Annotated in this window: 16 protein-coding genes, 2 pseudogenes and 1 riboswitch; of the genes and pseudogenes, 7 read left to right on the top strand and 11 right to left on the bottom strand. The window is 64.7% G+C overall.

The genetic code is table 11. The features are described from left to right. Positions 1 to 2 precede the first annotated feature (2 nt). From clpA to ACFOHJ_RS16005, 5 genes and pseudogenes are all read left to right on the top strand, one after another. Positions 3 to 2,462: an ATP-dependent Clp protease ATP-binding subunit ClpA gene (gene clpA / locus ACFOHJ_RS15985; RefSeq protein WP_378222136.1), complete on the top strand. Its 2,460-nt coding sequence runs from the start codon at positions 3 to 5 to the stop codon at positions 2,460 to 2,462. A gap of 251 nt (positions 2,463 to 2,713) precedes the next feature. Beyond that, a pseudogene (locus tag ACFOHJ_RS15990) lies at positions 2,714 to 2,857 on the top strand (GH25 family lysozyme); the annotation flags it as partial. A 186-nt stretch (positions 2,858 to 3,043) separates the two neighbouring features. Continuing rightward, positions 3,044 to 3,745: pseudogene (locus ACFOHJ_RS15995) on the top strand (glycoside hydrolase family 25 protein); the annotation flags it as partial. Positions 3,746 to 3,854: 109 nt separating this feature from the next. Further along, a complete protein-coding gene (locus ACFOHJ_RS16000) occupies positions 3,855 to 4,373 on the top strand; it encodes a DUF2478 domain-containing protein (RefSeq protein ID WP_378222137.1) in 519 nt (172 codons plus the stop codon). A 15-nt stretch (positions 4,374 to 4,388) separates the two neighbouring features. Further along, positions 4,389 to 4,889 carry a GAF domain-containing protein gene (locus tag ACFOHJ_RS16005; RefSeq protein WP_378222139.1) on the top strand — a complete coding sequence of 167 codons (501 nt, stop codon included), beginning with the start codon at positions 4,389 to 4,391 and terminating at the stop codon, positions 4,887 to 4,889. 18 nt (positions 4,890 to 4,907) lie between these two features. Here ACFOHJ_RS16005 and ACFOHJ_RS16010 read toward each other — a convergent pair whose 3' ends face one another. The 3 genes from ACFOHJ_RS16010 to ACFOHJ_RS16020 all read right to left on the bottom strand — a co-directional run bounded on the left by ACFOHJ_RS16010 (position 4,908) and on the right by ACFOHJ_RS16020 (position 9,447). Further along, complete coding sequence (locus ACFOHJ_RS16010) at positions 4,908 to 6,668, bottom strand: cytochrome c biogenesis protein DipZ (protein WP_378222141.1); 1,761 nt, start codon at positions 6,666 to 6,668, stop codon at positions 4,908 to 4,910. 465 nt (positions 6,669 to 7,133) lie between these two features. After that, entirely contained in the window at positions 7,134 to 8,663 is a 1,530-nt protein-coding gene (locus ACFOHJ_RS16015; RefSeq protein ID WP_378222142.1) for a 3-hydroxyacyl-CoA dehydrogenase, read from the bottom strand. A gap of 1 nt (position 8,664) precedes the next feature. Continuing rightward, positions 8,665 to 9,447: an enoyl-CoA hydratase-related protein gene (locus ACFOHJ_RS16020; RefSeq protein WP_378222144.1), complete on the bottom strand. Its 783-nt coding sequence runs from the start codon at positions 9,445 to 9,447 to the stop codon at positions 8,665 to 8,667. 218 nt (positions 9,448 to 9,665) lie between these two features. On the opposite strand from ACFOHJ_RS16020, the gene ACFOHJ_RS16025 reads away from it, so the two are divergent. Next, complete coding sequence (locus tag ACFOHJ_RS16025; RefSeq protein WP_378222145.1) at positions 9,666 to 10,085, top strand: GFA family protein; 420 nt, start codon at positions 9,666 to 9,668, stop codon at positions 10,083 to 10,085. A gap of 191 nt (positions 10,086 to 10,276) precedes the next feature. On the opposite strand, the gene ACFOHJ_RS16030 is transcribed toward ACFOHJ_RS16025, so the two are convergent. From ACFOHJ_RS16030 to ACFOHJ_RS16060, 7 genes are all read right to left on the bottom strand, one after another. Then, positions 10,277 to 10,651 (bottom strand): hypothetical protein, encoded by a 375-nt coding sequence (locus tag ACFOHJ_RS16030; RefSeq protein ID WP_378222147.1) that lies wholly within the window; start codon positions 10,649 to 10,651, stop codon positions 10,277 to 10,279. A 340-nt stretch (positions 10,652 to 10,991) separates the two neighbouring features. Continuing rightward, positions 10,992 to 14,786 carry a vitamin B12-dependent ribonucleotide reductase gene (locus ACFOHJ_RS16035; RefSeq protein WP_378222149.1) on the bottom strand — a complete coding sequence of 1,265 codons (3,795 nt, stop codon included), beginning with the start codon at positions 14,784 to 14,786 and terminating at the stop codon, positions 10,992 to 10,994. Positions 14,787 to 15,413: 627 nt separating this feature from the next. Beyond that, positions 15,414 to 15,905 (bottom strand): NUDIX hydrolase, encoded by a 492-nt coding sequence (locus ACFOHJ_RS16040; protein WP_378222151.1) that lies wholly within the window; start codon positions 15,903 to 15,905, stop codon positions 15,414 to 15,416. A gap of 140 nt (positions 15,906 to 16,045) precedes the next feature. Then, positions 16,046 to 16,546, bottom strand: a complete 501-nt coding sequence (gene gpt / locus ACFOHJ_RS16045) for a xanthine phosphoribosyltransferase (protein WP_378222152.1) — start codon at positions 16,544 to 16,546, stop codon at positions 16,046 to 16,048. 309 nt (positions 16,547 to 16,855) lie between these two features. Continuing rightward, positions 16,856 to 17,293: a 6,7-dimethyl-8-ribityllumazine synthase gene (locus ACFOHJ_RS16050; protein WP_378222153.1), complete on the bottom strand. Its 438-nt coding sequence runs from the start codon at positions 17,291 to 17,293 to the stop codon at positions 16,856 to 16,858. A gap of 75 nt (positions 17,294 to 17,368) precedes the next feature. Continuing rightward, positions 17,369 to 17,508, bottom strand: a riboswitch (FMN riboswitch). A 149-nt stretch (positions 17,509 to 17,657) separates the two neighbouring features. Then, positions 17,658 to 18,494, bottom strand: a complete 837-nt coding sequence (locus ACFOHJ_RS16055) for a universal stress protein (protein ID WP_378222155.1) — start codon at positions 18,492 to 18,494, stop codon at positions 17,658 to 17,660. Positions 18,495 to 18,588: 94 nt separating this feature from the next. Beyond that, on the bottom strand, positions 18,589 to 19,329 hold the full coding sequence (locus ACFOHJ_RS16060; protein WP_378222157.1) for a competence/damage-inducible protein A: 741 nt from the start codon (positions 19,327 to 19,329) through the stop codon (positions 18,589 to 18,591). Between the two features lie 185 nt (positions 19,330 to 19,514). Here ACFOHJ_RS16060 and wrbA point away from each other — a divergent pair, with 185 nt between their 5' ends. Then, the gene (gene wrbA, locus ACFOHJ_RS16065) at positions 19,515 to 20,114 is read left to right on the top strand and encodes an NAD(P)H:quinone oxidoreductase type IV (protein ID WP_378222158.1); all 600 of its coding nucleotides are present in this window, start codon (positions 19,515 to 19,517) and stop codon (positions 20,112 to 20,114) included. Between the two features lie 49 nt (positions 20,115 to 20,163). Here the strand turns inward: wrbA and ACFOHJ_RS16070 are convergent, their stop codons facing one another. After that, a complete protein-coding gene (locus tag ACFOHJ_RS16070; RefSeq protein WP_378222160.1) occupies positions 20,164 to 20,592 on the bottom strand; it encodes an HIT family protein in 429 nt (142 codons plus the stop codon). Between the last annotated feature and the right edge of the window lie 26 nt (positions 20,593 to 20,618).

A 20,618-nucleotide genomic window follows, 5' to 3' on the forward strand; every position in this document is an offset into this window, starting at 1 on the left:
ACATGCCGGCTTTCTCCCAAGGCCTGGAAAAGGCGCTGCATCAGGCGCTGACGCTCGCCAACGAACGCCACCATGAATATGCAACGCTGGAGCACCTGCTGCTGGCGCTGATCGACGACGCCGAGGCCGCGGCCGTCATGCGCGCCTGCAACGTCGATCTCGACGATCTCAAGCACACCGTGCTCACCTATATCGACACCGAGCTGGACAATCTCGTTACCGGCTATGACGAGGATTCCAAGCCGACCGCCGGCTTCCAGCGCGTCATCCAGCGCGCGGTGATCCATGTGCAGTCTTCCGGCCGGGAAGAAGTGTCGGGCGCCAACGTGCTCGTCGCCATCTTCGCCGAGCGGGAGAGCCATGCGGCCTATTTCCTGCAGGAACAGCAGATGACCCGTTACGACGCGGTCAACTACATCTCGCACGGCATCGCCAAGCGTCCCGGCGCCTCGGACAACCGTGCGCCGCGCGGCGCGGAGGAAGAGCAGGGCGGCTCCAACGCCGACCCGCAGGACGATTCGGCCAAGAAGAAGCAGCAGGACGCGCTGACCGCCTACTGCGTGAACCTCAACAACAAGGCCAAGGCCGGCAAGATCGATCCGCTGATCGGTCGCGATTCCGAGATCAACCGCACCATCCAGGTGCTGTGCCGCCGCTCCAAGAACAACCCGCTCTATGTCGGCGACCCCGGCGTCGGCAAGACGGCGATCGCCGAGGGCCTGGCCAAGCGCATCGTCGAGGGCGACGTGCCCGAGGTGCTGCTCGACGCCACGATTTTCGCGCTCGACATGGGCACGCTGCTCGCCGGCACCCGCTATCGCGGCGACTTCGAGGAGCGCCTGAAGCAGGTCGTGAAGGAACTGGAGGATTATCCGGGCGCGGTGCTGTTCATCGACGAGATCCACACGGTGATCGGCGCCGGCGCGACTTCGGGTGGTGCCATGGATGCGTCGAACCTTTTGAAGCCGGCGCTGTCTTCGGGCGCGATCCGCTGCATCGGCTCGACCACGTACAAGGAGTTCCGTCAGTTCTTCGAGAAGGACCGCGCGCTGGTGCGGCGCTTCCAGAAGATCGACGTCAACGAACCGACCGTCGAGGACGCCATCGAGATCATGAAGGGCCTGAAGCCCTATTTCGAGGAGTTCCACAAGGTCAAGTACACTAACGACGCGATCAAGGGCGCGGTGGAACTGTCGGCCCGCTACATCAGCGACCGCAAGCTGCCGGACAAGGCGATCGACGTGATCGACGAGAGCGGCGCCTCGCAGATGCTCCTGCCCGAACCGAAGCGCAAGAAGACCATCGGCATCAAGGAGATCGAGGCGACCATCGCCACCATGGCCCGTATTCCGCCGAAGACGGTGTCGGCCGACGACGAGAAGATCCTGTCCGGCCTCGAGGTCGAGCTGAAGCGCGTCGTCTATGGCCAGGATACCGCGATCACGGCGCTCACGTCGGCGATCAAGCTGGCGCGCGCCGGCCTGCGGGAACCGGAAAAGCCGATCGGCTCCTATCTTTTCTCCGGCCCGACGGGCGTCGGCAAGACCGAAGTCGCCAAGCAGTTGGCGGCCTCGCTCGGCGTCGAACTGATCCGCTTCGACATGTCGGAATATATGGAACGCCACACCGTTTCGCGGCTGATCGGCGCGCCTCCCGGCTATGTCGGCTTCGACCAGGGCGGCCTTCTGACCGACGGCGTCGACCAGCATCCGCACTGCGTGCTGTTGCTGGACGAGGTGGAAAAGGCGCATCCGGACCTGTTCAACATCCTGTTGCAGGTGATGGACCACGGCAAGCTGACCGACCATAACGGCAAGCAGATCGACTTCCGCAACGTCATCCTGATCATGACGACGAATGCGGGCGCTTCCGACATGGCCCGGGCGGCGATCGGCTTCGGTTCGACCAAGCGCGAAGGCGACGATGTCGAGGCGATCAACCGGCTGTTCACGCCGGAGTTTCGCAACCGCCTGGATGCGATCATCCCGTTCGGCTCGCTGCCGGTGCCGGTCATCCACCAGGTGGTGCAAAAGTTCGTCATGCAGCTGGAAGCCCAGCTTGCGGACCGGGGCGTCACCTTCGATCTCGCGCCGGAAGCGATCGCCTGGCTCGCCGACAAGGGCTACGACGAACGCATGGGTGCGCGGCCGCTCGGCCGTGTCATCCAGGAGCACATCAAGAAGCCGCTGGCGGACGAGGTGCTCTTCGGCAAGCTGAAGAAGGGCGGCACGGTTCGCGTTACCGTCGAGAAGAAGGAAACCGGCGAGTCCGGCCTGAAGCTCGAGACGCTGGCCGACGAAACGCCGGTCAGTCCCAAGCGGGAACCCGAGGAAGGGCCGAAGCCGCGCAAGGCGCCGGCCAAGAAGGCCACCGCCAAGAAGGCCGTGGCGCAGAAGCCGGGCGGAAAAGGCAAGGACGGCGGCAAGCGCAGCCTTGTCCCGCAACTGCCTCGCAAGAACTGACAGGAATAAAAGCCCCGGAAACGGGGCTTTTTTCTTGGCGGGGAATGCGCAGCACTGTTTTCGTCGCCGGATACGCGTCGCGTTTTTTAGGTGGACTGCCGGCCCGGAAGCGGATGGCGCGGCGTTGATGCCGGCCACATGGTAAAAATTCGATTCAAACTTTGTTGGTAATTTCTTGTTAGGGGTTGGGCTCGGCTTTGTGCGGTGGCGGTGTTTGCCACCGATCTGTTTTGTTTCGAGTACAGGTCCTCATGCGAACGCCCAGCGTCGTCGCCCTCATCTCCGCTTTGTGCCTGGCAGGCTGCTCGTCCACATCGGCGATCGACTCCCTGCAACTGGACAAGCCTTCGAACGAGATCACCAGTTCGGTGGTGCGACCGAGCGCGCCGGTCGCGACGCAGGCGGCGAGCGAGGAGAGCATCACGCCGCTCAGCGCCGAGGTCGCCTCCTATGGCGCACCGACGCCGCCGATGGCGCTTGCCGACCCGGACGGCAGCGCGCAGCGGGCGGCCGAAGCGATCACGCTGGTGGCGCCGACGCGGCCCAAGGTCCAGAAGGCCTCCCTGATGGGCGGCACGATCTACAGCTACGGTTTTCGCGATGCCAAGCCGATCAATTTCGGCACGCGCTCGCCGCGCAAGCTCGCCGTCCACGGCGTCGACGTCTCGCGCTGGCAGGGCGACATCGACTGGATGAGGCTGCGCAAGCAGGGCGCCAATTTCGCCTATATCAAGGCCACGGACGGCGGCGATCACCTTGATCCGATGTTCAAGAAGAACTGGCGCGGCGCCCATGAGGCCGGCCTCAGGCGCGGCGCCTACCATTTCTTCTACTGGTGCCGCACCGCCGGCGAGCAGGCCGATTGGTTCATCCGCAACGTGCCCAAGGTCGAGGGCGCGCTGCCGCCGGTGATCGACGTGGAATGGAACCACCTGTCCAACTGCAAGCGCCGGCCTTCCCGCGCCACGGTGCTGGAAAAGATGCAGGTGTTCATGGACAAGCTGGAGCGTCACTACGGCCAGCGGCCCATCATCTATACCGCGCCGGATTTCTACGAGGACAACCTCAAGGGCGCGTTCAAGAATTATCCGTTCTGGCTGCGCTCGGTGGCCCGTCACCCGAGCAAGGTCTATGGCGACCGTGACTGGGTATTCTGGCAGTATTCCGGTTCCGGCCTGTCGCACGGCGTCACCGGCAAGATCGACCTCAACGTCTTCAACGGTAGCGAGCGGGAATGGCGCGCCTGGGTCGGCGGCCAGCAAATGGTGGCCACGGCCGACTGACCAACGGCCCCGCCGATTTCTTCAAACGCCTTCTTCCTTGCGCTGGTGCATGCGGGCTCGTGGTTTTGGTGCTATAAGCATCCTGTCCACGCATTGCCGGTCCCTCGCCATGCCCAGTCCAAGCAACGTCGCCGTTATCGCCAACCATGAAGGCCTGGATTCGCAGGCGCTGCTGGCGACAGCAACGGCGCAATGGCAGGCGTCGGGCATAAACGTCGTCGGCGTCGTGGCCGAGAACAACAACGTCCCAGGCGAATGCAGCGCCGGCTTCGTGCGCGACATCGCTTCCGGGAAGCCGTTTTCCATCCATCTCGACCAGCCGCCTCCCGGCAAGACTTGCCATCTCGATGCCAGCGGCGTGGAAGATGCGGGCTCGGGCCTGCTAGCCCAGATCCCGGCGGCCGATGTCGTGGTCTTCAGCAAGTTCGGCAAGCTTGAGGCGATGCAGGGCGGCTTATGGGCGGCCTTCATGGCCGCGATGGCGGCCGGCAAGCCGCTGCTGACGACGGTTTCTTCCAAGCACCTCGAAGCATGGAAGGCTTTTGCGCCACGCACCTTGTGGCTCGAGGGAGAGGCGGCCGCCATCGACGGTTGGTGGCGCGCGCAACACGGCATTGAGCCGCGATAGCAAGGGAGCCAGTCCATGTTTGCCGCGCAAACGATCCTGCCGGGTGACAAGCCGGCGCTGTATCGCGAGCTTTCGAGCCAGCTTGCGGGGCTTCTCGAGGGCGAGGCCGACCCGATCGCCAACGCCGCCAACACCTCGGCGCTGGTTTTCCAGCAGGTGCCCGACCTGAACTGGGCCGGCTTCTATTTCCTGAAAACGCCGGGCGAACTGGTGCTCGGTCCGTTCCAGGGCAAGCCGGCCTGCGTGCGCATCGCGGTCGGCAAGGGCGTATGCGGAACCGCGGTCGAGCGGCGCGCGTCGGTGCTGGTCGAGGACGTCTACGCCTTTCCCGGCCATATCTTCTGCGACGGCGGTTCGCGCTCGGAACTGGTGGTGCCGCTGATCCATGAGGGCAGGATGCTCGGCGTGCTCGACCTCGACAGCCCGACCCCGGGCCGTTTCGACGTCGACGACCAGGCCGGCTTCGAGAAGATCGCGCAAATCTACGTCGCTGCGAGCAACTGGTCTGCGTCCTGAGCCGCCCGGTACCCGAGCCTATCCGAAAGTGAAGGCGTAGGCCGAGACGCCGGGGTCGAGGAATCGGATTTCGAACGTACGGTCTCTGATTGCCCCGCCTTGCCGGATCAACTGGTAGAGACGTTGGCCGGTCACGGTGCCCTGGCCCTCGGCATCGGTATCCATGCCGTGGTCATTACCGGGAGCCTTGCCGTCGATGGTGACGCGAAAGCGCACCGGCTTGCCGTCCGCCGCCGGTCCCAGCACCAGGTGCAGGTCGCGGGCGTGGAAGCGGTAGACGATGCCGCCGCCGGCCTCGTTGAGCACCGCCTGCTCCTTCCCCACCGTCCAGTTGCCGGAAAGCCCCCATTCGTTGAGGGCCGGGTTGCCTACGCTGTAGGCATGGGCCTCGTCGCTGACGGCGCCGCCGGGCGAGATGAAATTTTCGGCGCGCGAATAGCCGACATAGGTTTCAGGCGAGGCAACCTCATTCCAGTCGGAGGCGGCCTCAGCGCCGGTCGCCTTCACGCTTACCAGGTCGCCGGACATGGGCTTGCCGTTCGCTTCGGCCAGAAGCTGCTGGATCACGCGTTCGGACTGGTCATATTCGCCCTCGCCGAAATGGTGGTGGCGGATGCGGCCTTCGGCGTCGATGAAATAGTGGGCGGGCCAGTACTGGTTGTTGAAGGCGCGCCAGACCGTGTAGTTGTTGTCGATGGCGACAGGATAGGTGACGCCGAGATCGGCCGCCGCCTTGCGCACGTTGTCGACGTTCTTCTCGAAGGCGAATTCGGGCGTGTGCACGCCGATCACCACCAGCCCCTGATCCTTGTATTTGTCGGCCCAGGCGCGCACATAGGGCAGGGCGCGCAGGCAGTTGATGCAGGAATAGGTCCAGAAGTCGACCAGAACCACCTTGCCTTTCAGCGCCTGAGGCGTCAGCGGCGGCGAGTTCAGCCATTCGATCGCGCCGCCCAGCGAAGGGAACGTGCCCTCTACGGGTAGCGCTTCGGTGGACAGGGCCTGCGGCTGCATCGCCACCGTGGTTTCGCCGTTTTGCGGTGCGCCCGACCCCGATGCGACATTGAAGCGGTCGAGCAGGCCCTGTTCCAGCTTCGTGGTGCCTGCCAGCGAGACATTGGTGAGGAAACCGGTGTCGAGGCCGAGCGCGATGGCGACGACGGCGGCGAGCACCGCCGCGCCGAGGCCGCGCCGGATCCATTCCCCGATGCCGAGCGAGCGCTTCATCGCGGCAAAGACCCGGCCGCCGATCAGCAGCGCCAGCGCCAGCGAGGTGGCCGCGCCGGCCGCATAGGCGGCGAGCAGCAGCGAGGTTTGGGCATTGGCGCCCTGGAGGGCGGCGCCGGTGAGGATGAGGCCGAGCACCGGGCCGGCACAGGGCGCCCACAGCAGGCCGGTGGCGACGCCGAGCAGCAGGGACGACCACACGCCGCCGCGCTTGCCCTGTTCGGCCGAGAGCGACAGCTTTGCGCCGAGATCGACCAGGGGACGCGTCAGCCGCGCCGACAGGCCGGGCAGCAGCAGCGTCAGGCCGAACAGCGCGAGCAGCGCCATCGCCGCGATGCGCCCCCAGCGGTTGGCCTCTACTGCCCAGCCGCCGGCGACGGCGGCGAGGCTCGCGACCAGCGCAAAAGTCAGCGCCATGCCGGCGAGCATCGGCAGGCCGTTTTGGACGAACGGCTTGTCGGTGCGCGCGAACACGAAGGGCAGCACCGGCAGGATGCAGGGGCTGACGATGGTGAGTACGCCGGCCAGATAGGCGAGAACGAACAGCGTCATCGCCTGGCACTCCGGGTAGGGGCAGGGCTGTCGTATACTGTCTTACCCCCACCCCTGGCCCCTCCCGACAAGGACAGGGCGATCGCATATGGCATGGTGGACCCCCACTCCGGTTTGCTTCGCAAACCACCTCTCCCCCTCAAAAGGGGAGAGGAAGGGCGCCGTGCTCGCGGCCAGTGTTTCCTCTCCCCCGTCGAGCGGGGGAGAGGTGGCGCGAGAAGCGCGACGGAGTGGGGGTCGAACCTCATAGGCGATCCATCTTCCCCAGTTGGGATGGGGGTAGGCCGCAATGAAAATCCATACGCATCTCCCCTGTGGGAGACGGGGACATTGTCGTTCAGCATGGGCACTCCTGCGAGGAAGCCTTTTCGGCCTCCGTTGTCGCGGGAGCATACGCATACCAGCGCGGTTTTGCTGGAAATTTGCAGGCTTTCACACGCTATTGACCGGGCCGTGAGGCAACGGTCAGCGTGCGTCGGCGAGCGCGAGCCCGAGTTCCGCCCGCCGCCGCAACCAGAGGCTGGCGCGGTAGCGGGGGTCGCGCGTGCGGGCATGGATGGTGTCGAGAATGCGCAGGATACGGGCTGGCCCGAGCCTGTCTCCCCATTCCAGCGGCCCGTGCGGGTAGCCGAGGCCGAGCCGGACGGCGGCGTCCACGTCCGATGCCGAAGCGATCTTCTGCTCCACGATCAGGCAGCCGATGTTGACGATCATGGCGACGACGCGCTGGCAGACCGCGCCGCAACTGTCCTCGACCAGCGTGGCGCAGCGGCCGGCACCCGCCATGAGCGCCGGTGCAGCGGCGCGAGTCTGCGGGGAAGTCGCGGGCGAGGCGACCAGCGTGACATGCCGGTCGAGGCCGAAACAGGCGTCGAAGCCGACGGTTGTTGCCGCCGGCAGCCCGAGCCGCGCCACCGCACCAGCCGTGTCTTCGCCTTCCAGGCCGACCAGGACGAGGCCGTTGCCGGCCTCGACGGGATCAACGCAGACCCGCTGCCCCGCTGCTTCCAGCAGGCTGCGCATTTCGCCGGTGGCGGTGTCGGCGACGATCGCGACCGTATCCGGGACCACCGTGGCCGGATGTTCCGGTATCTCCGGCTCGATGCGGCGCTTGTCCTCGTAGGCGTAAAACCCCTTGCCGGTCTTCCTGCCCAGCAGGCCCGCCGTCATGCGCTGCGCGGTGATCACCGAGGGACGATAGCGCGGGTCGTGGTAGAACTGGCCGTAGATGCTTTCCATGACCGGATGCGAGACGTCGAGCCCGGTCAGGTCGAGCAGTTCGAACGGTCCCATGCGAAAGCCGGCCGCCTCGCGCAGCACCGTGTCGATTTCGGCAATCGAGGCGACGCCTTCGCCGAGCATGGCCAGCGCCTCCGTGCCGAAGGCGCGGCCGGCATGGTTGACGATGAAGCCGGGCGTATCGGCGGCGCGCACGGCGCGGTGGCCGAAGCGGCCGGCGAGGGCGACGAGCGCGTCCTCGACCTCGGCCGCCGTATGCGCGCCGGAAATGACCTCCACCACCTTCATCGCCGGAACGGGATTGAAGAAATGATAGCCGGCGATGCGTTCGGGGCGTGCGGAGCCGGCGGCGATCGCCGTCACCGACAGGGAAGACGTGTTGGTGGCGATGATCGCCTGCGCGCCGACGATCGCCTCCAGCGCGCGCACCAGCTCCCGCTTCGGCTCCAGGCGCTCGACGATGGCCTCTACGACAAGATCCGCCCCGGCCAGTTCCTCGAGCCTTTTGATCGGCCGGATGCGGGAAAGCAGGCTTTCGACCGCGCCCGGGTCTGCCTTTCCGGCCGCGGCGCGGGCTCGCCGCCGCGTGGCGATCTGCTCCAGCGCAGCCCTGGCCTTGCCCGGTTCGCCGTCCATCAACAGTACGGTGAGACCGGCCGAGGCGAAAACCTCGGCGATGCCCGCGCCCATGACGCCGGCGCCGACGACGCCTGCGGTGTCGATGCGGATCTCGCGGGAGGGCGCGCCGGTCGTCATGCTATCGCCCGGTGAAGGAAGGCTTGCGCTTTTCAAGGAAGGCGGAAATCCCCTCGCGCTTGTCGGCCGTGTCGAACAAAAGCTGGAACGCCTTGCGTTCGAGCCGCAGCGCGGTTTCGAGCGGCGCATCCTCGCCGTTGAGCACCGCCTCCTTGATCTGCGCGACGGCGAGCGGCGCCAGTTGCGCGATCTTTTCGGCCATTTGCAGGGCCTGCGCCAGCGCTTCGCCTTCCGGTGCAAGCACGCTTACCAGCCCGGCGCGCTCGGCTTCCTCGGCCGGAAAAAGGTCCCCGGTCAAAAGCAGCATCAGTGTCTTGTACTTGCCGATGGCGCGCAGCAGCCGCTGCGTGCCGCCCGCGCCGGGCATCAGCCCGAGCTTGACTTCCGGCTGGCCGAATTTCGCGGTTGTTGCCGCCACGATGATATCGGCATGCATGGCAAGCTCGCAGCCGCCGCCGAGCGCATAGCCCTCCACCGCCGCGATGACCGGCTTCGGGCAGCGGGCGATCACCTCCCAGTAGCGATGCGCCTGCTGGGCGAGCATGTCGGCCGCGCCGAGCTTTTCGAACGCCTTGACGTCGGCGCCGGCGGCGAAATTGCTGCCCCGGCCGCTGAGGACGATGGCGCGGATTTCGGGCTCCTCGGAAAAGCCGGCGACCGCCGCCGCAAGCTTTTCGCGGACTTCGAGATTGATGGCGTTGCGCGCCTCGGGCCGGTTGATCTCGACCAGCCCGACCTGCGGGGAAGGCCGGCTTGCTATCACGACCTCAGCTTGAGCGTTCATGCCGGTTCAGTCCTGGCTGGCTACCGATGGAGGGCAGGTTATTTCATGCTTAAAGGATTATAGGCGGCGCAGGAGGAGGCCGCAACAGGCAATCGGCGTGTTGCGGGCGAGGCGGCGAAGCGCTTTACCTTCTGCGGGGAAATTCCTTTGGGCCGGTGACGGCGAATAGATAGGAACGAACCGGCGGCCGCGCCGTTTGAGCGCAAAGGAGACTTGCCATGCAGGACCACGTTGCAACGCTGGTGCGTTCCGGAAGCTGCCTTTGCCGTGGGGTGACGTTTCGCGTGCGGGGCAATCCGCTCCGGGTGGGCATCTGCCATTGCGCCGACTGCCGAAAGAGCAACGGTGCGCCGTTTTCGGCCTATGGCGTGTGGGCCGTAGAGGCCTTCGAGCAGGAGGGCGGCTTCACCGGTACCTATGCCAACCGAACCTTCTGCACGACCTGCGGCGGCCGCGTTCCATGGGTGAGCGAAGATGAAGCCGAAGTCCCGCTCGGCAGCCTGGACGAAGTCCCGACCGATCTGGTCCCCGCCTACGAACTCTGGGTCAAGCGGCGAGAGCATTGGCTGAGCGCGCTGCCCGATGCGGCCCAGTTCGGTGAGGATCGAGTTGAGGGGGAGGTGGCTAAGGGGGCGTGACGTGCGCCGTCGTTACCTTCTCCCTTGAGGGAGAAGACATCGCCGCCGTTGACGGTGATCGGTATCGCCTACCTGGAGTACCCCCTCATCCGACCTCGCTACGCTCGGCCACCTTCTCCCCCTGGGGAGAAGGGGTGGACTTGGCCGAACCCACGTATTCGCCCAAGTCCTTTTTGAGTTTCAGTATGACTTTACGCCAACTGGGTCAGCATCCAGGTTACCGCACGGTCGCCATATGGCGGCATACGGTTGCCCTTTGCGATCGGTGCAGTGGTCGTTGGTGTACCAACCACTTTCCACACGCCGCTTTCCGGGCAGATTTCGCCGGTTTTTGCAGTGGTACCAATAGGCATCGCTTGCTCTCCTTTCTCTCGCATCTCTTCATGGCAAGCATCGTGGTTGCTTGACATTTGGTTGCACATAAGAACAGCATGCCCACGCTTTAGCGAGCGAGTGGACGCAAGGGTGGCGAGTCCGCCTTGGCTGTTCACGAAGGGCGGTGCAAGAAATTGCACCGCCTTTTTCTTTGATAGATTTAGTCTCTGCCACGAATCGCCCTTTGCCAAGCCCCATAGTTATCCACAGGTAGCTGTTGACGAATCGGTGCGCCCACTGTTACTCCTCTTGTACTAAATATGCGTGTACGCACCTCTAATAGATACCATATCTATGCACGAAGACCAGTCAATGTCTTCGATATGTAATTTGTGGAAAACTAACTTCATCCACAGCTTCCCTTCCGTGATCTAATTGCTTCTGCGCCTTGGGCGAGGCCGATTCGATTCGGGTGAATCTAAGACTAGTTCATGGGCCGGTAGGTAGCAATTTTTCGTTTCACGATTTGTTCTTTATACTACATCGGCCCGATCTTGCGATCGAGCCGATGACGATATTACGATCTATCTTTTAGCTGCACCCACTCGTCGCGCCGCAGGTGTCGCACTTCTCGCAGGTGCCGTTTCTAACCATCGTGAAATTCTGGCACTCTGAGCAGCTGTTGCCGGTGTAGCCTTGCAGCAGCGATTTGGCGCGGCGGTCGGCGGCCAGTTTCTTGGCCTCGGCCGCTTCGTTGGCGGCGGCGTCGGTGAACAGCGGCTCGACGGCGGAGACCGCCTCGCGTAGCTGGCTCTCATCCGACAGCTCCTTCGCCCGCTCCTCGTAGTCGCGCTTGAAGGCTACCGCTTCGTCCTGTTTCGGCGCGGTGGCCAGCGCCAGCACGTTGGAGCCGGAAAAGGCCGTGGGGGCCGCGCGCTGAGGGGAGGATTTCTCGCCCGCAGGCCCCCCGGCAAACCCTTTCGGCTCCGCGCTCATGCCGGATACCAGCTTGACCGGTGAAACGCCGCGATAAAGTCCCTTGGAGAAGGGTGTCGCCTTGCCTTCGCTGATGCCCTTGCCCAGCGACGTGTTGGAAAAGTCGGTGTCGACATGGGCAAGGTCGGTGCGGTCGAGATAGCTGACCGCCAGTTCGCGGAACACATAGTCGATGATCGACGTCGCGCTCTTGATGGCGTCGTTGCCCTGCACCATGCCGGCCGGCTCGAACTTCACGAAGGTGAAGGCCTCGACATATTCCTCCAGCGGCACGCCGTATTGCAGGCCGAGCGAGATGGCGATGGCGAAGTTGTTCATCATCGCGCGGAAGGCGGCGCCTTCCTTGTGCATGTCGATGAAGATCTCGCCGAGCCGCCCGTCGTCGAACTCGCCGGTCCGCAGGTAGACCTTGTGGCCGCCGACGATCGCCTTCTGGGTATAACCCTTGCGGCGGTTCGGCAGCTTTTCGCGGTCGCGGTAGAGACGTTCCACCACGCGCTCGACGATCTTCTCGGTGACCTGCGTGGCGCGCGCGGCGGCCGGGGCCGCGATCAGCGCCTCGACGGCATCGTCCTCATCCTCGTCGTCATCGGCGATCAGCGAGGCGTTGAGCGGCTGCGACAGCTTGGAGCCGTCGCGATAGAGCGCGTTGGCCTTCAGCGCCAGCTTCCAGGACAGCATGTAGGCGTTCTTGGCGTCCTCGACCGTCGCCTCGTTGGGCATGTTGATGGTCTTGGAAATGGCGCCGGAGATGAACGGCTGGGCGGCCGCCATCATGCGGATGTGGCTGTCGATGGAAAGCGAGCGCTTGCCGATCTTGCCGCAGGGCGTGGCGCAGTCGAACACCGGCAGGTGCTCCGCCTTGAGGAACGGGGCGCCTTCCAGCGTCATCGCGCCGCAGACATGGATGTTGGCGGCCTCGATGTCCTTCTTCGAGAAGCCCAGCGCCGGCAGCATCTCGAAGGAGAAGTCGCCAAGCTGCTCGTCGGTGAAGCCGAACGTCTCCTTCACCCAGTCGGCGCCGAGCGTCCACTGGTTGAACACGAACTTGATGTCGAAGGCCGACTTCAGCGCGGCGTTGAGCGCCTCGATCTTCTCGTCGGTAAAGCCCTTGGCCTTGAGCGAGCCGGGGTTGATGCCGGGCGCCTGGTTGAGGTTGCCGTGGCCGACCGCATAGGCCTCGATCTCGGCGATCTGGCTTTCGGAATAGCCGAGCGAGCGCAGCGCCTCGGGAACGGCGCGGTTGATGATCTTGAAATAGCCGCCGCCGGCCAGCTTCTTGAACTTCACCAGCGCGAAGTCGGGCTCGATGCCGGTGGTGTCGCAGTCCATGACAAGGCCGATCGTGCCGGTCGGCGCGATCACGGTGGCCTGCGCGTTGCGGTAGCCGTGCTCCTCGCCAAGCTCGATGGCGCGGTCCCAGGCGGCGCGGGCATGCGCGACGAGGTCCTTCTGCCAGACATGGTCGGCGTCGAGCGGCACCGGGTTGACCGAAAGCTTCTCGTAGCCGTCCTTGTCGCCATAGGCGGCGCGGCGGTGGTTGCGCATGACGCGCAGCATGTTCTGCGCGTTGCGGTCATAGTCGGGGAAGGCGCCGAGTTCGGCGGCCATCTCGGCCGAGGTGGCGTAGGCCACGCCCGTCATCAGCGCGGTGAGCACGCTGCACAGGCCGCGCCCTTCCTCGGAATCGTAGGGGATGCCGGCCGTCATCAGCAGGCCGCCGATATTGGCGTAGCCGAGGCCGAGCGTGCGGTATTCGTAGGAAAGCCGCGCGATCTCCTTCGACGGGAACTGCGCCATCATCACCGAGATCTCGAGCACCATCGTCCACAGCCGCACCGAATGCTCGTAGGCGGCGATGTTGAAGGTGCCGTCGGCGTTGCGGTAGGGCAGGAGGTTGATCGAGGCGAGGTTGCAGGCCGTGTCGTCCAGGAACATGTATTCCGAGCACGGGTTGGAGCCGCGGATCGGGCCGGCCGCCGGGCAGGTGTGCCAGTCGTTCATGGTGGTGTTGAAGTGCAGGCCCGGGTCGGCCGACGCCCAGGCGGCGTAGCCGATCTTTTCCCACAGCTCGCCGGCCTTCATGGTCTTCAGGACGCGGCCGTCCTTGCGGGCGGTCAGGTTCCAGTCGCCGTCGTTTTCGACGGCGCGCAGGAAGTCGTCCTTGAGCGAGATCGAGTTGTTCGAGTTCTGGCCGGAAACGGTGAGGTAGGCTTCCGAATCCCAGTCGGTGTCGTAGGTCTTGAAGTCGATCGAGGTGTAGCCCTGGCGCGCGAACTGGATGACGCGCTGGATGTAGTTCTCCGGCACCGCGTCCTTCTTGGCGGCCTTGATCTCGCGCTTCAGCGCGGTGTTGACCGAGGGATCGAAGCAGTCGTCGTCCTGCCCTTCGCAGTTGACGCAGGCCTTCATGATGGCGTCGAGGTGCTTCTTGACGATCTTGGAGCCGGTGACGAGAGCCGCCACCTTCTGCTCTTCCTTCACCTTCCAGTCGATGAAGGCCTCGATGTCGGGATGGTCGGCGTCGACGATGACCATCTTGGCGGCGCGGCGCGTGGTGCCGCCCGACTTGATGGCGCCGGCGGCGCGGTCGCCGATCTTCAGGAACGACATCAGGCCGGAGGAACGGCCGCCGCCCGAAAGCCGCTCGCCTTCACCGCGCAGGTGCGAGAAGTTGGAGCCGGTGCCCGAGCCGTATTTGAACAGGCGCGCCTCGCGCACCCAAAGGTCCATGATGCCGCCCTCGTTGACGAGGTCGTCCTCGACGCCCTGGATAAAGCAGGCGTGCGGCTGCGGGTGCTCATAGGCCGACTTCGAGCGGGTCATCTTGCCGGTGAAGGGGTCGACATAGAAATGGCCCTGGCCGGGGCCGTCGATGCCATAGGCCCAGTAGAGGCCGGTGTTGAACCATTGCGGCGAGTTGGGCGCGACGCGCTGGGTGGCGAGCATGTAGGCGAGCTCGTCGCGGAAGGCGCGCGCGTCCTCTTCCGAATTGAAATAGCCGCCTTTCCAGCCCCAGTAGGTCCAGGTACCGGAAAGCCGGTCGAAGACCTGGCGGGCGTCGGTCTCGGAGCCGTAGCGCTCGGCTTCCGGCAGCTTCGCAAGCTCGGCCTCGTCGGCGACGGAGCGCCACAGGAAGGCGGGGACGTCGTTCTCCTCGATCTTCTTCAGCCGCGCCGGCACGCCGGCCTTGCGGAAATATTTCTGCGCCAGGATGTCGGCCGCGACCTGGGAGAACTGCGCCGGCACGTCGATATTGTCGAGACGGAACACCACCGAGCCGTCCGGATTCTTGATCTCGGAAAGCGCTTTGCGGAATTCGATCTCCGCATAGGCGGCCCGGTCGTGGCCAGCCTGTCCGCCCTTGGTGAAATGCCGCTCGATGCGCATCGCTCTCGATCCTTCGGTTATGTCTACATATAGCACGCCCCGGCGGGGATTTCCGCCCCGGTTTCGAAACGCGCACGTCCGCCGCCCCGCGGCCATCCGAGAACGGCCGGAAGTCGTTTTCCCTTCGGTTTTTCGCCCTTGGTGCCTTTGGCCCCGTAGAGAAGCCTTGCCAGCCGCGGGCGTCCCCGAAATTCCTCGAAACTGAAACTTTTGACGTTTCCCTCATTGGAGGGAAGTTCACACTATCTAGCGCCCACTGTGCCTGCAAACACTAAATATAGTATTAACAGACAATTTATTCCACCCTAAAAATTGCCCCCTTCGCCATTTAGGCGCGCCGAAAAACCCACGCCTCGGCCGCCCGGTTAAACGGGCTGGATGCGGTTGAAACGCAGGAAAACCAGGAAAAAGGCCGGATTTTGAAGTTTCCGGTCACGCCTTTAACGCAAGCGCATGGCCTATAAAAAACGACTCGGTTTTCGCCGTCAAGGGTTGGTTGCCGTAACTTTTGAGGCCTACAATATATTGTGTACCCCTTATGTGGATAACGGGGAAACAGCGAGCCGGCAAAACAGGCGGAAGCGGGGCCGAATGGAGCGCCTGGCATGCAGGCGCGCCGCGTTCTCCTCAAGCGGCGAAGCGGTCGGGATCGGTGCCGAAATAGGCGATGATCTGGCTGAGGTCGGGTTCGGCGACCATGGCGGCCGCCTCGGCGGCGGACACCCATTTGCGCGTGCGCGAACGCTTTTCCTTCCAGTCGTCGGCAATCGCATCGACCTGGAGCGGAAAGACCGGCACCTCGCAGGGCACTTCCTCGCCCGAAGCCAGTGCCTTGGCGTAGAAATAGCGCCCGATTTCGAGCGGCGAGACCTTGCCGGTCAGGCCCGCTTCCTCGGCGGCCTCGCGGGCTGCCGCCGTGCATAGCGGTTCGCGCGCTTCCGGCCAGCCCTTGGGCAGGACCCAGCGGCCGGTGTCGCGACTGGTGATCAGCATGATTTCGAGGGAATCGTCACGCCTGCGCCAGGGCAGGGCGGCGACCTGGAGGCGCATGGGCACCGTGCCGAAGAGCTTTCGCACCCGTTCGGCGAGATGGTCGTGCATTTGCGGCCCGGTCAGCACTAGAACCCATCCCCCTCGTGAGAATCATTTGCCAACTCACGAAGTTTACGGCCAAATGGACGGGATAATAGTAAAAATCGCAGCCCGAACCGGCAAAAACGCCGCTTTCGGCGGCGTTCCGGCCTGTCGGGAGGCCGCCGTCAGCCGACCTCGTCGTCGGCGATCGGCTTCTGATAGGTGAAGCCCATGTCCCAGGGGAAGTAGATCCAGGTGTCCTGGCTCACTTCGGTGACGAACGTGTCTACGAGCGGCCGGCCTTTCGGCTTGGCGTAGATGGTGGCGAAATGCGCCTTCGGCAGCATGGCGCGCACCACGCCGGCGGTCTTGCCGGTATCGGTCAGGTCGTCGATGATCAGCACGCCTTCGCCTTCGTTGGCCAGCAGGCTCGGGGTGATCTCCTTCAGGATCTGCATCTGCCCCTGGTTGGCATAGTCGTGATAGGAGGCGACCGAGACCGTCTCGATGACGCGGATGCCGAGTTCGCGCGAGATCACGGCCGCCGGCACGAGCCCGCCGCGCGTGATGCACACGATCGCCCGCCACTGGGCTTTGTTGGAGCCGGCCAGTCGCCAGGCCAGGGCGCGCGCGTCGCGGTGGAACTGATCCCACGATACGGGGAAAGCTTTATCGGGAAGGGACATTTTTCAGGCACTCCCGCGCGGACGCCGCGCGACTGACGGGTTGGGAATGCGGGCTGAATTAGCCGGAAAGCGCCGGGTTTGGCAAGCGGCGCCTGCAGGAAAGCGGCGTGCGCGTCGCCAAGTGGGCGAGGGGACCTTACCGACATTTAACCGGCGGCGGGAAAGTGCGCCGCAAACTTGTCGAAATCGTCCCTTCCGTCTGAGGCCGGACGGGAGTTCGAAATGGCTTCCACCGCCTATACGGCGTTCTTCGCCGCATGCTGCCCGACGGAGGACGCTGCGGGCCGGCGTCCTCCGCGTCGCAACGGCTCAGGCGGCGGCCAGCATCGCCCGCGTCCTGCCGATCACCAGCGCGGCCTGCGCGGCCTCGCGCCCTTTCTGGACGAAGTGCTCGCGGAAGATGCGCGTATGGTGCTCGGTCTCCTGGTAGTGGTGCGGGGTCAGCGATACCGACAGCACCGGTACGCCGGTGTCCATGCCGGCGCGCATCAGCCCGTCGACCACCGCCTGGGCGACGAAATCGTGGCGGTAGATGCCGCCGTCGACGACGAAGGCGGCCGCCGCCACCGCCGCATAGCGGCCCGAGGCGGCAAGATCGCGCGCCAGAAGCGGCATTTCGAAAGCGCCGGGAACGTCGAAGACGTCGACCTGATCGCGGGGAATGAGTTCGAGGAAACCGTCGAGCGCGCGGTCGACGATATCGGCGTGCCAGCCGGCTTTGACGAAGGCATAGCGGGTGTGTGTCATCGGGATCACCTTTCTCGTAACGGACACGTCACCCAAGGCGATCACGGCCAAGCCGACGGCGCTGCCGCACGGATGGCACGTTCTCTTTCATCCGGACTGTACCGTCGGCCCAGGCATCGCACCTGATCTGCACCTTCCTCGCGAAAGGCGCTCGCGGGCTCGCGGACTGGCCGCATACCGCCGGTGGGGAATTTCACCCCGCCCTGAGAACGAGGCGAAAATAGATGCGCGCGGTCTTTCCCGCAAGGGCAAAAGACAGGCTGGAGCATCGGGCGTTTCGGCGAACGCGGTCCCGCTGCCCCAGCTTGATTTCCCAGACGTATTTGTGCGGACGCCAGACGATTCCGTCTGGCTGCAAAATGCTTCAGCGCGACAGGAAGGCGGCCACCTGGCCGGAGCGCAGCATCGAGTTGGTGACGCCGCCGAAGAACAGCCGGCGCAGCCATGAATGGCTATAGGCGCCGAGGACGAGCAGGTCCGCCCCGGTTTCGGCCAGCCGGCCCTGGATGACGTCCTCGATGGCCTTGCCCTGCGATTTCTGGTTGGAAACGCTGACATTGATGCCATGGCGGGCCAAGGCGGCGGCGATTTCGATGCTCGTGGTGTCGGTGGTTTCCTCCTCGAGCATGTCCGGCGGATCGATGACCAGGATTTCGGTCTTCTCTGCCTCGGCCATGAACGGCAGCGCGTCGAAGGCCGCGCGGGCGGCCTCCCTCGTGCCGTTCCAGGCAAGCACGATGTTCCTGAAATGGCTGATGATCGGCCCCGAATGCGGCACCACCAGCACCGGCCGGCCCGAATCATAGACCAGCGAGCCGATATCGGCCTTGCCGTCGCCGTCGGTTTCGTGGTGCGCCGCCACGATCAGGTCGGCGGCGCGGGCCGTGGCAATGCCGGTGAGCGCGCTGTCGCCCGACAGGCTTTCGAGGCTGCGCCAGTCGGTGGACAGGCCGGAGTTCTCGAGGGCCTTCAGGAAGGCCGCGTGCAGCCGGTCGGAGCGCTCCTTGTTCATCGTCGCCGACACCTGCAGGAATTCGGTGTCGGGAAAGCCCGTGGCGGAGGTGTAGGGGATCGGCAGCGCCTCGGCATGGACGCCCACGAGATGGCTTTCGTGGCGTTTCGCCAGTTCGGTGGCGCAGGCAAGCGCGCGCTCGATGTCCTGCTCGCTCTGGAGAATGGTAACGATGGTCTTGAAACGCATGGGATACCCCTCCCTGCCCGGACACGCTTCCGGCTGACAGAATAAACGCCGGGCCGCCGTTTCGGTTCCGGTCGTGGCCGGGCGGGGTGCGTTGTCAGCCGGCCTCGGCGAAGCCCGCCACCATCGCCTCGACGGCGGCGCGTCCGGCATCGAGTGCCTCCTGGGTCCTGGCCCGCACCACCAGTTCGGTCCAGAACTTGCCGTCGCCGTATTTGGGATAGGAGCCGATGATGGTGTCGGGATGCGCCTTCTGGATTTCGGCCAGCGGCCCGCCGATCAGGCCTTCGCCGAACAGGCAGGGGACCATCGCCGACAGCATCCTGGTGCCCGTCTTCAGCGTCGGCACGACGTTGTCGAGCATGGCCTGGAAGATCGACGGCACGCCGGCCATCACATGCACATTGCCGATGCGGAAGCCTGGCGCCACCGAAATGGGGTTGTCGATGTGCTCGGCGCCGCGCGGCATGCGCGCCATGCGCTTGCGTGCCTCGGTGAATTCGAGGTCGCGCCTGGCGTAGCTCTCCTCCAGCATGGCGTAGGCCTTCGCGTCGTATTCACACGGCACGCCAAAAGCCTTTGCGATCGAATCGGCGGTGATGTCGTCATGCGTGGGGCCGATGCCGCCGGTGGTGAAGACGTAGGTGTAGCGGGCGCGCAGCGCATTCACGGCGGCGACGATCTCGTCCTCCTCATCGGGGACGATGCGCACTTCCTTCAGGTCGATGCCGATCGCCGTCATGATGTCGGCGAGATGGCCGATGTTCTTGTCCTTGGTGCGCCCGGACAGGATTTCGTCGCCGATGACGAGCATGGCGGCGCTGACGATCTCGGTCATGAAGGCACTCCGGCTGGACAATGGCAGAGCCATACTCCCGCACCGCAAAGCGGGCAATGGTTCCGGTATTGTGAACGAACTGTGCTCCAATATGCCACTTTCGATGAACGGCCTGATCGCTAGATAGGCGGTGACGGCGCGTTGCGCCGACTGGTTTGCACATCGAGACGATCAAGGAGATGAAAATGGCGAAGGTGCTGGTACTTTATTATTCGAGCTTCGGGCACATGGAGCAGATGGCCAAGGCCGCGGCCGAGGGTGCCCGTGAAGCCGGCGCCGAGGTGACGATCAAGCGTGTCCCGGAACTGGTGCCGGAGGCGGTGGCCAAGGCTTCCCACTACAAGCTCGACCAGCAGGCCGAGATCGCGACGCCGGCCGAACTTGAAAACTACGATGCCATCATCATCGGTTCCGCCACCCGCTACGGCGCGGTCGCCTCGCAGATGAAGAATTTCCTCGACCAGACGGGCCCGCTGTGGGCGCGCGGCGCGCTGCTCAACAAGGTCGGCTCGGTCATGGTCTCGACGGCCACCCAGCACGGCGGCGCGGAACTGGCGCTGCTTTCCACGCAGGCCGCGTTGCAGCACCACGGCATGATCATCGTGCCGCTGTCCTATGCCTATCAGGGCCAGTTCGGCAACGACGTGGTGCGCGGCGGCGCGCCCTATGGCATGACCACGACCGCAGACGGCGACGGTTCGCGCCAGCCTTCGGCGCAGGAACTGGAAGGCGCGCACTTCCAGGGCAAGCGCGTGGCCGAAATCGCCGCGAAACTGCACGGCTGATTTTCTGTGGGATAGTAGCGAAAGGGCGGCCCGCGGCCGCCCTTTCTTTTCAGGCGCTCGCCAGCGCGGCGCGGATTTTCTCGGCGTTGGCGGCCAGCACTTCCGGCTTTTCCATGGCGCCCGTATGCGGCTTCAGCGGCACGCCCTCGAAGCGCGGCAGGACGTGGACATGCAGGTGGTAGACGCTCTGGCCGGCGGCCGGCTCGTTGAACTGCTGGATGGTGACGCCGTCGGCCGAAAACGCCTTCTTGACCGCCACCGCGATCTTCTGGACCACCGCAAACAACGCGCCGAAAGTCGCCGGGTCGGCGTCGAGCAGGTTGCGCGACGGCGCTTTCGGCACCACGAGCGTGTGGCCTTCGCCCTGCGGCATCACATCCATGAACGCCACTACGGCATTGTCTTCATAGACTTTCTGGGACGGGATTTCGCCGCGCAGGATCTTGGCGAAAATGTTGTCGGTGTCGTAGCTCATCATTGTCCTTTCCAGGCGATCCGGCGCAT

Origin of the sequence: Aquamicrobium soli (assembly GCF_042646345.1) — a bacterium.
GTDB classification, from domain to species: Bacteria; Pseudomonadota; Alphaproteobacteria; order Rhizobiales; family Rhizobiaceae; genus Mesorhizobium; species Mesorhizobium soli_A.